The following is a 12879-nucleotide window of genomic DNA, read 5'->3' as shown; positions in this document are numbered from 1 at the left end:
GGCAATCAAAAAAAATGCTGTAAAATCATTCAATTGTCACTAAAGATTAGTTTTGTCAAACCAATATAATTTACAATTTGTACACTTTAATTTAACAATTTATTAATCAATCGATTAATAAAAAATCTTCGTTTTTGGCACGTATGACAATTTTTCAGCAGGCACAGTAATTGAAAAACACTCAACAAATGATCAAAAAAAGATCATTAAAAATAACACATAAATATTAAAAAATGAAACCATTTGACTTATCGAATAGCTTCATTAGAATTAAAAACAATTTTAACAAATGAAAAAAATTTTATTATCGTTAGTAGCTGTAGCAGCTTTAACTTTCGGCGCAAATGCACAAACAGAAAAAGGAAAAATTATTTTAGGTGGTAACGTAGGTTTTAACAGCACAAAAGTAGATGGTGCCCAAAAAGCAGATGTTAATTTTAGCGTAGTTCCAAGTGTTGGCTACTTTGTAGGCAACAATTTTGCAATTGGTACTGGCGTAGGTTATGATTATGATAAGTCTGTAAGCACAAACAGACAGAATGAAGCTTTTAAAGTAGCTCCTTTCGGTCGTTACTATGTGAACTTAACAGATCAATTCAAATTCTTCGGTCAATTATCTGTGCCTTTGGCTTTTGGTTCTCTTAAAGCTGTAGATGCAAACGGAGATACTGGTTCAAAATTCGCTAGCACTACTTCTATTGGTGTTAATGTTGCTCCAGGTTTTGCTTTCTTCCCTAACAAAAAAGTGGGTATCGAATTTTCAGTTAATGGTTTAGGTTATGAGAACTTCTCTACTAAATTAGAAGCCACTGGTACTAAAGTAAAAAGCAACAGCTTCGGATTTGAAGCAGATACTTTTGCACCTAAATTAGGCGTACAGTTTTATTTCTAATCTTTAAGTAGATTAATTGTTGATGAAGGCCATCCATATTTGGGTGGCCTTTTTTAGTAAAAAATATTTCTACCATGTTTTATTTTAAGCAGTTAATAACTAATTACCCCCAACTTAAATTCTAAAGTCAAATTAAAATAATGTGAGTTCGGGATAAGAAAATTATGCTATTTGCTAGCGATAGCGCTTCAAATCTTCGTTCAGCTAATTTTCGGTCTCTTATTTTTCGGACCGCACCAATAAGCCAAAGCACTTTCTTTGAAAGAAAAATAAGCAACCGAGAGTTTTTGTTACTTTTTGTGGTCAAAAAGTAAGAGCCCAGCGGCGGCGGGCTAAAAAATACGTTCACTGCGAATTTCTCAAAAATTGTAAATATACTTAACCCGAACTCACGTTAAAACAAATATCAACTTGCATGTTATTTCTATTAATCGTAATATTGCAATATAATATTACATTATGGGAGTTACCAAAACAGAGATTTTTAACGAACAGCAGAACCGACTAGCAATTTTATTTAAAGCATTAGCTCATCCAGCTCGCATAGCTATTTTACAGTATATTATTAAACAAAATGCCTGTATATGTAACGATTTGGTAGAAGAATTGGGCTTGGCACAAGCTACCATTTCTCAGCACTTACGCGAACTTAAAAATATTGGTATCATTAAAGGAAATATAGAAGGAACCAGCATTTGCTACTGTATCAATGAGGTAGCTTGGCAAGAAACCAAAGCCGAACTTAATGCTTTTTTAGTTGATGTAACAACTATAAATAATTGCTGCTAAAGCATTTATTTACGCTCAAAAACATCGCAATATTGCAATATACGACAACATAGTTATCATGAATTTATCAGACATTAAAGAAATTTTACCAACCTTAGAAAATGTTGAATTTCAACTAGAAAACGGCACATTGGTGCCCGAACATTTTCATGTTACCGAAGTAGGGCAAATTACCAAGAACTTTATTGATTGCGGCGGAGTTATTCGCACGGAAAAGACAGTCAATTTTCAGTTGTGGAATGCCGACGACTACGAGCATAGACTGAAACCTGGCAAACTTTTACACATTATAGAGCTATCTGAAACCAAGTTAGGCATTGAAAATGCTGAAATTGAAGTAGAGTACCAAAATGAAACCATTGGTAAATACGATTTAGAATTTAATGGTAAAAACTTTGTACTTAAAAACAAAACCACAGCTTGCTTGGCTCAAGATGCTTGTGGTATCCCTGCAGAAAAACAAAAAATCAAATTATCAAATCTTGCTGTAGCTAATAACTGTACTCCTGGAGGCGGCTGTTGTTAATTTTAAATAGATAAAATCATGTATAAAAAATTAATTGAAACCATAGCCCAATTACCAAAAGTTAACGAAGAACGCAAGGAAATTTTAAAACCCTTGGCAGATTTTATACAACAAAAATTAGCAAACAATAAACCAATAAATATCAACTTTATTTGTACACATAACTCTCGCCGAAGTCATTTATCGCAGGTTTGGGCACAAATTGCAGCTGACTATTATGGTATTGGTAATGTGCATTGTTACTCTGGTGGCACAGAAGAAACGGCATTGTTTCCAAAAGTAGCAGAAACACTAATTCAACAAGGACTAAATATTTTCAAAATTTCGGAGGGTATAAATCAAATTTACGCCATAAAATACGACGAAAATACGCAGCCTATTATTGGTTTTTCTAAAAAATACAACAGTCCTTTTAATCCGATAGCTGAATTTGCAGCCATCATGACTTGCTCGCAGGCCGATGGCGGATGCCCTTTTATTGCAGGTGCTGAGAAAAGAATACCGATCACTTTTGAAGATCCCAAAATTTCGGATAATACTGAAGCGCAGAGCCAGGTATACGCAGAAAGAAGTTTACAAATTGCAGCAGAGATGTTTTACGTTTTCTCAGTTATAAATAAATAAACCATGCAGCCAAAATTAAAATTTCTAGATCGTTACCTTACCTTATGGATATTTCTTGCCATGGCTTTAGGCGTAGGGCTAGGATATTTTTTTCCGAGTATTCCCAACTTTACCAACACATTAACTGTAGGCACTACCAATATTCCTTTAGCAATTGGATTGATCTTAATGATGTATCCACCTTTAGCAAAAGTTGATTATTCTCTGTTACCACAAGCATTTAAAGACAAGAAAATCATTGGTATTTCCTTATTACTTAATTGGATTATTGGCACTCTTTTAATGTTTGGATTGGCCGTTTTGTTTTTAAGAAACGAACCAGACTACATGACCGGTTTAATACTGATAGGTTTGGCCAGGTGTATTGCAATGGTAATAGTTTGGAATGATTTGGCAAAGGGAAACAGAGAATATGCCGCATTATTGGTAGCATTGAACAGTATTTTCCAAGTGCTAACCTACAGCTTTTTAGTATGGTTGTTTATCAATGTATTGCCCGCTAAGTTAGGGCTCGCCAATTTTAATGTAAGTGTATCAATAATTGAGGTTACCAAAAGCGTACTGGTCTATTTAGGTATCCCCTTTTTGGCAGGATTTTTAAGCCGCTACTTTTTAGTTAAGCAGAAAGGCATAACATGGTATAACCAAAAATTTGCAACTAAAATATCTCCTATTACCTTATATGCTTTGCTTTTCACTATTGTAGTAATGTTTAGTCTTAAAGGCGATAAAATAGTTGAGCTACCCATGGATGTGATAAAGGTAGCCATCCCGCTAGTGATTTATTTTGTACTCATGTTTTTCGTAAGCTTTTTCATCAATAAGTTGTTAAAGGTTCCTTACGATAAAAATGCGGCTATTTCCTTTACAGCTACTGGGAATAACTTTGAACTAGCCATAGCAGTTGCCATAGCTGTGTTTGGCATTCATTCTCCACAGGCGTTTGTAGGCGTTATCGGTCCGCTAGTAGAGGTTCCAGTATTGATACTGTTGGTAAGAGCTAGCTTGTGGCTAAAGAAAATGTATTACCCATTAACCAAACCGTTTTCTTAAAAAACCTAATACATACACAACTAAATTTAGTTCGATAAAAACATTACGTGATGCTCATAAGCCTTAAATCTCGACGAAATTTAAGGCTTATGGTGTAAGTAAGCCAGTGTGTTTTAATGTTCGGAGTTTGCTGTGCGTTTGTTCTTATGCCAACTAGAAACTAAACTAGACGCTTTTTTAAAAAATAGCGTTTAAATTATACTCCTTCCTTTTAATCACGAAGTACTACCTTAAAGCAATAGGTATTTAACTTTAATTCTGTATTTAGTATTCCTTCTCTTCAAAACAAATTGCTACCAATTACAATGCTTTTAAAAAAACCTTACAACCTGTAAGATTAAAAACAACAACCTAATCAAATAGCTTTTAATTTAGTAATAAGAAGATTTTAAACAGCTACCAAATTGTTTGCAATTTAAAGACCAACCAAACAGGAGTAACATAGCTTTAATAAAAAATCATTTAAAAGTTTAGGCTTTTGCAGGCAAACATTTAGCCAACGCTTTTATGGTAGTGTTTTGGTATTTATACAAATTAACCAAATTGTAGATGAGCTTTTTTACATCCTATCAATTTCTAATAGAGGCCAAGCAGAATGAAACAAACTATTACCATTATGCTGATAAAAAAATAGTAGGGACGGTTATTATTTCTTCCAAACGCCATAAGTTATTTAAAAATTATACGAGCAATAACGCATTAAAATTTTAATGCCGAAATTAATTTTCCGAAAAGTACACCACGATTTTATTGTGTTTACTTGCCAACTTTGCAACTTAAAATAATCAATTATAATCTAACTAAAAAACAAAAAACATGAACAGAAATGACGTAAATGGAAAAGTGGTGCTTATTGCTGGTGGCGGTAAAAACCTTGGCGGATTATTAAGTAGAGACTTTGCGGCTAAAGGTGCAAAACTGGCCATACATTACAATAGCGAAAGCTCTAGAACAGAAAGTGAGCAAACACTTGCAGATGTACAGGCAGCTGGTGCCGAGGCTTTCTTATTTCAAGGAGATTTGACCAAGGTGGCCAACGTAACTAAGTTTTTTGACGAGACCATTGCAAAATTTGGAGGCATTGATGTCGCCATTAATACTGTTGGTATGGTACTAAAAAAACCATTTTTAGAAACTACAGAACAAGAGTTCGATACAATGTCGGATGTGAATGCTAAAGCTGCTTACTTCTTCTTGCAAGAAGCTGGTAAAAAAGTAAATGATAACGGAAAAATATGTACCATCGTAACTTCTTTATTAGCTGCCTACACTGGTTTATACTCTACCTATGCCGGAATGAAAGCCCCTGTAGAACATTTCACTAGAGCAGCGTCTAAAGAATTTGGCGCTAGAGGAATTTCGGTTACAGCGGTAGCTCCTGGCCCTATGGATACACCTTTCTTTTATGGTCAAGAGGCAGATGATGCCGTAGCCTATCATAAATCTGCAGCGGCACTTGGCGGATTAACGGACATTAAAGACATTGCTCCATTGGTAGAGTTTTTAGTAACCGAAGGCTGGTGGATTACTGGACAGACTATTTTTGCCAACGGTGGATATACCACTAGATAAGATAGAAATATCCAATTCATATTAAGAGGCTGTATCAAAAAAATGAGCAATTCATAATTGTTAAGAAATTAAATTGGCGGTATCGTTACGGCAGGCTTTTCCAACTTTTTCGGAAAAGGCTGAAACCTTAAAACGTTTTAAAGTAAACCGTGTTTGGCTATGCCAAGTAGAAATTGCGGTTACTACACTGCAAAATATGATTTCGCCAACAAAACTCATAACATCTTTTTGGTACAGCACCTTAATCTGTTAAAGAATATGACCGTAGCCGAAGCAAAGTCTCTATTAGCAACATGTTCGTTTACTGAGCAAGAAACATGGACAGATTTAGGTTGTGGCAATGGCATATTCGCCTACGCACTAGCCGAATTATTGGCAAAAGGAAGCAGTATATACGCCATAGACAAACAAAAACAACATCTTTCGCAAACACACAACCAAATATCCATACTTTTTAACCAAGCAAACTTCTCAGATGAAACACTTAACATTAAGCCCTTAAACGGAATTTTAATGGCTAATTCGCTTCATTTCATAGCTAATCCAGAAAAATTGATTAACAGGTTAGAAAACTACTTTGCAAGCGATAACAAGAAATGGATCATTATAGAATACGATCATTTTTTGGCAAGCCAGTGGGAACCTTACCCAATGCCGTTTGATAAACTTAAAACCTTATTTAAACAACTTGGATACACTACAACACGTAAAATTGCCGAAAGAAAATCTGTTTTTGGAGGAAAAATGTATGCGGCTTTTTTCTGCAAATAAACTAAAATAGACGCTTATCGAAAAGAAATATTACAATAACAAAGCGTAGTAACTTCATATAAAATAAATTTATTGAAGTAAAAAAAGGTAAAAACTAATATTTCCGTAATTATTGGTTTATCATCAGAAAAATTTTAAATGATTTACATCTCCAATCTTTTGCAAACTTTAAAACTAAAAATGAGCCGTTACTACAGTTAAATCAAAAGCTTAATTACCTACTTCAAAGCAGTTAAAAGTTTGTGAACTATTTATCCAAACCTATGAAAAACAGTTACAACAAAATTGCAGGTCATGATCTAGGCCGCATCGTAGCCATCAGCGATGCTGTTTTTGGCGTTGCAATGACACTTTTAGTACTGGAAATAAAAATACCAGAGGTAAATGGCAAAGAGATTGACCTCATAAACGCATTCTTAAAACTACTGCCCAAGTTCTTAGTCTACTTCCTTAGTTTTCTTACTGCTGGCATTTTCTGGATGGGACAAGCGGCACAATTTGAATTCATTAAAAAAAGTGATAGAAATTTGAACTGGATAAATTTGATTTTTCTTTTGTTTGTTTCCGTTTTGCCCTTTAGCACGGCATTCTTGGGAGATTATATCCACTATCATTTTGGGGTAGGCATTTATTGGCTCAATTTATTTCTAATGGGGCTAATGCTGTACGTAAATTGGCATTACGCCATAAAAAATGGTTTAGTAAGCACAGCTGATGCAGAAGAGGCGTCAGATGGTATCAAAACACGAATTATAGAGTCGCAAACTTTATATTTTATCGGTGCATTGCTCAGTTTCTTCAACACTTATTTAGCCATAAGTATCATCATTATCATTCAACTTAACTATGCTTTTGCCTTTTTCAAATCCAAAAATCGCTAATTGATATATAAATGCCAGAAAATAAAACTTTTGTTAATCATTAATAAACCAAAGTATGAATAAATATCAATCTATATTAGACCGCCAGAGAGATTTTTTCTATACAGATGCCACCAAAACCTACGAGTGGAGGATGGATCAGCTTAATCGTATGGAAAAATTTTTAACAGACAACAAAGATGCCTTTTGCGCTGCATTATACAAGGATTTCGGTAAGCCACCTTTTGAACAGTTGTTTGAAATTACAGTACCACTTGGCGTAATTAAATATTATAAAGAGAACTTAAAAGCCTTGATGCAACCGCAAGAGGTAGAAATACCTAAAGGATTAGAAGCATCTGGAAATAAAGGTATTGTTTATAAAGAACCATTTGGAGTTACGCTAGTCATTGGGCCATTTAATGCACCAGTGCTACTGCTTTTAGATCCGGCAATTGCCGCTTTGGCCGCCGGAAACACTGTTATACTAAAACCAGCAAATACTACACCTGCTGTGGCCGAACTTTTTAGAAACCTTATACCAAAATATTTTACGCCAGAAGCTGTAGATATTGTTACCGGCGGGCGAGAAGAAATTACCGAACTGTTAAAACTGCCTTTTGATTTTATCTTTTTTACTGGCAGTTCTAGTGTTGGAAAAGTGGTAATGAGGGCTGCTGCAGAAAATTTAACTCCGGTTATCCTCGAACTTGGCGGCCAAAATCCAACGATTGTTGATGAAACAGCGAATATAGATATTGCAGTAGATAGAATTGCCTGGGGACATAACGCCATTTCTGGGCAGTGGTGCATTGCTCCTGGTTATGTGTATGTACACGAAAGCATGGCCGATGATTTTATAGCAAAGCTTACAGCTGCAATAAAAAAAATGTACGGCGAAAACCCACAAGAAAGTCCAGATTTGGCAAGAATGATCAGCGAACACGATGCCGAGCGGGTTGCCTCTTACATTGTACCAGATAAAGTAGTAATTGGCGGAAGGTTTGATGTTAAAGCCAAATATGTAGAACCCACCGTATTGTATCCTAGTAGTTGGGACGACCCAGCCTTGCAGCAAGAAATTTTTGGACCGGTTTTACCTGTAATGGTCTATACCGATCTGAAAGAAATATGCCACATTATAAAAAGAAAGCCTAAATCTTTAGCGGCTTACATTTTTAGCAAGAACCAACAAAACATCGATTATTTCCTCAATTCGGTATCATTTGGTGGCGGCTGTGTTAATCAAACCAATTTACACTGTTGGATAGATAGTTTGCCTTTTGGTGGTGTTGGATACGCAGGAATGGGCAAATATTACGGAAAAGCAGGTTTCGATGCTTTGAGCAATACCAAAGCAATGCTTATTGGCAATCCAGATTTAGAACTAGACGTGTTTCCACCTTACCAAGGTAAAGACATTAGCGCATCATTAAGTTTATTCAACTCGTAAAACATAAAACTAGCAACTAAAAATTATGATCACAACTGTAATTAGAATTAAGCCATTTAAAGAAAAAGAAGAGCAAACATTAACTTGGATGCAAGAAATGGCCGCAAAAGCAGCAGAAATGAAAGGTTACCTGAAAACAGAAATTCTAGAAACCAACCGCCGAATTGACGAAAAAGAATTTTTAACGATTTTGCAATTCGACAACAAAGAGAACCTTGCTGTGTGGGAAAACACCCCCTTCAGAAAACAACAAATGGATTGGGCGGTTGAAAATCTGGCCAACATCAACAATGTTGATTTTTTTGAAAATATGGGTATTTGGCAAGAAAACAAGGCAGAAACGCAGGCTCATCCAAATAGGTTTAAAGTGTATTTATTAGCAGTTACCGTAATTTTTACACTAATAAGTACATTGGCGCAACACGTATTAATGCCTTTAGGCAAGTTTTTAGGCACTCCACCACTGCTTATCGTATTTTTAAATGTTGCCACGTTGGTAGCCATCGTAAGCTTTGTGGTAATGCCTTTCTTGGTTAAAAAATTATTTAAAATTTTGGTTTAAAATCTCTAAAAATTAAACACTATTAACAGAAAACCTATGAAAAAAAGCATACTTTTATTGATGATGGTTCTTTCTACTTTCGTATCTCGTAGCCAAGAACAAAAAAGCCAAGCAGCACCTACACCACCGCCTGCAATACCTATCGAATTTTTGCCAGGGTCTGATAGGTTTTATTATCAAGCTATTATCTCAAGAGATATTCCGCTCACAAATGGTAAACTTAGGTTTATTTCAATTACCAATTATGCTACAGAGTATAAGAATGAAAATGCAAAAGACAATGATTTTACTTCTGTTAACATTCTTAGCTACAAGTTAGGCAAACACGTTGGCCTTGGCCCATCGGCCGCAAACGTAGCTGGTTTAGGTTGGATACCTAGCCTCGGTTTTCAATTTGGTTGGCGTAAACCCTCGTGGTCGTTGATATTTAATCCAGCAATAAGTATCAATAAAAACACCAACACTAATAATGTTTTGGTGGCAGAGTACTTTCCAGAAATTTCAAAAGATCATCACTGGCGTTTGTACACTCGCTTACAAGCACTTTACATTCACGATCTTAAAAATAATGCGCACTCTCGCAGCCAGTATTTTGGCAGACTGGGCGTTTCTTATAAGCAATTTACCATTGGTGCGGCGGCCAACATAGATTATTACGGAGCAATTAAAAGAAAAAAACAAAACTTTGGCCCTTTTTTAAGAGCTACACTATAAAACAACAAAACACCCAAATATTTTTAGCGGCAAGTAGAAACTTTTTTTACAAGCAGCACTGCATGATTACCGATAGCTAAATAAAAGTATATCGGTAATCTCTTCTTATCTCAAAAAAGGTTAAAACTAATTATCGAATAAATGAAAGTCTATAAAATAGGTTGTTTTGTACTGTATTTACACCTTTATTGTACGGTATTATTGTGTGCACAAGAAACTAAAAAAGCAGAAATACAACTAGGCGGTTTTGCTGAGGTTTACTACCAATATGATTTCAACAACCCCATCAATAACTCACGACCAGCTTTTATATATAGCCACAACAGAAACAACGAGTTTAATATTAACCTTGCATTTGTTAAAGCAAGCTATAAAAATGATTTACTAAGAAGCAATATTGCATTGGCTACCGGCACCTATATGAATGCAAATTATGCCGACGAACCTGATTTGCTAAAAAATATTTACGAAGCTAACCTTGGTTTTAAAATTTCTAAAAGCAAAAACCTTTGGGTAGACATTGGCGTATTTCCGTCGCATATAGGTTTTGAAAGCGCTATGGTTAGCGAAAACTGGACACTTACCAGAAGTTTAGCTGCCGAAAACTCGCCATATTTCGAAACTGGAGCAAAAATATCTTACACCAGCACCAATGGAAAATGGTTGCTCAGTGGCTTGATACTAAACGGCTGGCAAAGAATTCAACGTGTTAATGGAAACAGCACACCTGCAATTGGCCACCAACTTAGTTTTACTCCTCACGAAAAATTAACAATTAACAGCAGTTCTTTTATTGGTAATGATAAACCAGACAGTTTACGTTGCTTGCGATACTTTCATAACTTATATGCCATTTACAAAATTAATGAGCAAACTGCAATTAGAGCCGGATTTGACATTGGTGCAGAGCAGAAAAACAAAGGGAGTAGGCAACATTTTTTTTGGTATACGCCAGTACTTATTGCTAAACATAACATTTCTAATAGATGGAGCATAGCGGCACGTACAGAGTTTTACCGCGATAAATACAATGTTAAAATTGCTACAGGGTTAAGCAATGGGTTAAGTACCTTCGGATATTCCATAAATTCTGACTTAAAAATACTTGACAACCTACTTTGGCGAACAGAAATACGACAGCTTAACAACAAAAACGAGCTATTTGCCAGCCGAGAAAAAACCCTTAACCGAAATAACCTTACCGCCGTTACTTCTTTCTCCATCAGCTTTTAATACCTAGCCTAATTTAAACTATTAGCCATGAAAAAAATATACGAAATTTTGAAGAAAAACAAATATGAAATACTACTTGCCGCACTTGTGCTGCATCTTTTTATAGGTATTGTAATAAGAGATATTTCATTTTATATGGAAGTATTGTGGCCCGTTAATATGGCCATATTAGGCTTATGTAGCATAGGTGTTTTTATGGAGAAAGGAAGAATTAAAAACCTTGTAAAAAATTTACTTACCATTGTAGTAATTGCATTACCCCTTTTATTGCCATTTTTTAAAAAAAGCGCCGATTTTATGCTGATTTTAAACTTTAGCTACGTGGTATTTTTTTGTTTTATTTTTCTAGAAGTGTTCAAGTTTCTTATCAAACCTAGCTATATCAATACCGATGTAATATCTGCATCTGCATGTGGTTTATTTTTATTGATAGAAATATGCGTTTTCTTGTTTCAAATAGCGGTATATAAAAATCCGCTCTCATTTAAAGGAATTGATTACACCACCCCCGCCCATACTTTTATAGATTTGGTTTACTATTGTTCTATTACCTTAACCACCATTGGTTACGGAGACATTACACCCAACACCTACTACACCAAACTTATTACATCGCTAATTGGTATTGCCGGGCAGTTTTATTCTGTAGTTATTGTAGGCGTATTGTTAAGTAAATTTACCAGCAACTCGCAATAATAAGCTAAGTCCTTTTGTTTATCAATATGCCAATTACTTTTTTATCGTTATAAACTAGCTAACACTAATCACTTTATATTACATATAAGCTTATCTTTCTCAGCATTTTTCTTAATGTGTTTCAATACGCGTAAATGTATTTGATGAATGATATATTCACTCCAACCTTTCCAGTAAAAAGCTGGTTTAATGTGATGATAATACCAGGTTGTGCCCTCTAACAAGGTGTTTCCATTTGGCAATTTCGTTAGCTTAAACTGTCCCTTTTTAGATACGAAATAATCATGCAAATGTGGCGCATCAATATCCCAAAAGCTAATTTCTTTCATAGGGGCAGGCTGTTCTAGCACATCAAATTTTAATAGAGAAGGCTCATTCCAAACTGTAATGGGTTCTACAAAGCTACCAGTAGTGAAGTTACAATATCTGATAGCCCCTACTCCGGCACCATCTATTTTCGCGTTAATGGGATATGCAATGCCGGTTCTAAAAATAAATTCTTGTGGCGTTTCTAATTCCGGAAACTCAACTACGTTTTCCCAAACGGTAGACAAGTCGGCTTTAATTTCAATAGAGGTAACTACTGAATTCAATTCATGTTCAACATCCTTTTCGATAAAAGCAGTAGTAGGGATAAAACCGAGAAAAATCAACACTATTACCGAAGAACGTTTCGTGCCTTTTTGAACTATGGCAAAACCAATCAAGCCTCCCAGCCAGGTAAATAAAATAGCTAATGGAGCAGCCATGGCAATACATATTAAACCCTCAATAGCAAAAAACAACAAAAAACTGGTAAATATTAGCAGTGTTAACAAGCCCATTTGCCAAGCATCTTTTTTGGTAATATGATGTTTTAAACCATACAAAATAGTTGGACATAAGCCCATGAAAAAGGGCGTTAAGACAAACAGCGCAATCCCGTATTCGCCAATAAGGTAAATACCTACAAGTGTTAAAAGAATCGAAATCACTACCGTAATAGCTATGGCCATCCATTTGCGTTGCCTATCATTAGCTGGCAATTTTTCAATTAATATGTTCATGGTTGTAAATTTTAGATCTTATTCCTATTTCAAATAGTTGCAATTTTAGCAAGCTAATCTTTTAGCCTTTATCACATTAGCATTATCA

At 35.2% G+C, this 12879-nt stretch carries 14 protein-coding genes; 13 read left to right on the top strand and 1 reads right to left on the bottom strand.

The annotated features are described in order from the left end of the window. The first annotated feature begins 289 nt into the window (after window positions 1–289). The 13 genes from OVA16_RS14210 (at window position 290) to OVA16_RS14150 (ending at window position 11745) form a co-directional block, all read left to right on the top strand. Window positions 290–892 carry an outer membrane beta-barrel protein gene (locus OVA16_RS14210; protein WP_267760578.1) on the top strand — a complete coding sequence of 201 codons (603 nt, stop codon included), beginning with the start codon at window positions 290–292 and terminating at the stop codon, window positions 890–892. A 459-nt stretch (window positions 893–1351) separates the two neighbouring features. Continuing rightward, the gene (locus tag OVA16_RS14205) at window positions 1352–1681 is read left to right on the top strand and encodes an ArsR/SmtB family transcription factor (protein WP_267760571.1); all 330 of its coding nucleotides are present in this window, start codon (window positions 1352–1354) and stop codon (window positions 1679–1681) included. A gap of 58 nt (window positions 1682–1739) precedes the next feature. Beyond that, the gene (locus OVA16_RS14200; RefSeq protein ID WP_267760567.1) at window positions 1740–2207 is read left to right on the top strand and encodes a DUF6428 family protein; all 468 of its coding nucleotides are present in this window, start codon (window positions 1740–1742) and stop codon (window positions 2205–2207) included. Between the two features lie 18 nt (window positions 2208–2225). Beyond that, the gene (locus OVA16_RS14195) at window positions 2226–2831 is read left to right on the top strand and encodes a low molecular weight phosphatase family protein (RefSeq protein ID WP_267760565.1); all 606 of its coding nucleotides are present in this window, start codon (window positions 2226–2228) and stop codon (window positions 2829–2831) included. A gap of 3 nt (window positions 2832–2834) precedes the next feature. Then, window positions 2835–3884 carry an ACR3 family arsenite efflux transporter gene (arsB, locus tag OVA16_RS14190; RefSeq protein WP_267760563.1) on the top strand — a complete coding sequence of 350 codons (1050 nt, stop codon included), beginning with the start codon at window positions 2835–2837 and terminating at the stop codon, window positions 3882–3884. Between the two features lie 816 nt (window positions 3885–4700). Continuing rightward, window positions 4701–5456, top strand: coding sequence for an SDR family oxidoreductase (locus OVA16_RS14185; protein WP_267760560.1), 756 nt, complete (start codon window positions 4701–4703; stop codon window positions 5454–5456). A 159-nt stretch (window positions 5457–5615) separates the two neighbouring features. Further along, window positions 5616–6227 (top strand): class I SAM-dependent methyltransferase, encoded by a 612-nt coding sequence (locus OVA16_RS14180; RefSeq protein WP_267760558.1) that lies wholly within the window; start codon window positions 5616–5618, stop codon window positions 6225–6227. Between the two features lie 263 nt (window positions 6228–6490). Then, window positions 6491–7108 carry a TMEM175 family protein gene (locus tag OVA16_RS14175; protein WP_267760555.1) on the top strand — a complete coding sequence of 206 codons (618 nt, stop codon included), beginning with the start codon at window positions 6491–6493 and terminating at the stop codon, window positions 7106–7108. Between the two features lie 55 nt (window positions 7109–7163). Then, a complete protein-coding gene (locus tag OVA16_RS14170) occupies window positions 7164–8540 on the top strand; it encodes an aldehyde dehydrogenase family protein (protein WP_267760552.1) in 1377 nt (458 codons plus the stop codon). Between the two features lie 25 nt (window positions 8541–8565). Continuing rightward, window positions 8566–9102 (top strand): antibiotic biosynthesis monooxygenase, encoded by a 537-nt coding sequence (locus OVA16_RS14165; protein WP_267760549.1) that lies wholly within the window; start codon window positions 8566–8568, stop codon window positions 9100–9102. Window positions 9103–9138: 36 nt separating this feature from the next. Then, a complete protein-coding gene (locus OVA16_RS14160) occupies window positions 9139–9816 on the top strand; it encodes a hypothetical protein (protein ID WP_267760546.1) in 678 nt (225 codons plus the stop codon). Between the two features lie 141 nt (window positions 9817–9957). Beyond that, a complete protein-coding gene (locus tag OVA16_RS14155; protein WP_267760543.1) occupies window positions 9958–11049 on the top strand; it encodes a porin in 1092 nt (363 codons plus the stop codon). Between the two features lie 27 nt (window positions 11050–11076). Then, window positions 11077–11745, top strand: coding sequence for a potassium channel family protein (locus OVA16_RS14150; RefSeq protein WP_267760540.1), 669 nt, complete (start codon window positions 11077–11079; stop codon window positions 11743–11745). Window positions 11746–11813: 68 nt separating this feature from the next. On the opposite strand, the gene OVA16_RS14145 is transcribed toward OVA16_RS14150, so the two are convergent. Further along, the gene (locus OVA16_RS14145) at window positions 11814–12791 is read right to left on the bottom strand and encodes a hypothetical protein (RefSeq protein WP_267760537.1); all 978 of its coding nucleotides are present in this window, start codon (window positions 12789–12791) and stop codon (window positions 11814–11816) included. Window positions 12792–12879: the final 88 nt, after the last annotated feature.

The sequence above is a fragment of the Pedobacter sp. SL55 genome (assembly GCF_026625705.1).
In the GTDB taxonomy this organism is placed as follows: domain Bacteria; phylum Bacteroidota; class Bacteroidia; order Sphingobacteriales; family Sphingobacteriaceae; genus Pedobacter.
The sequence above is the reverse complement of the archived record's forward strand: the minus strand, read 5'-3'. Positions and strand labels throughout refer to the sequence as shown.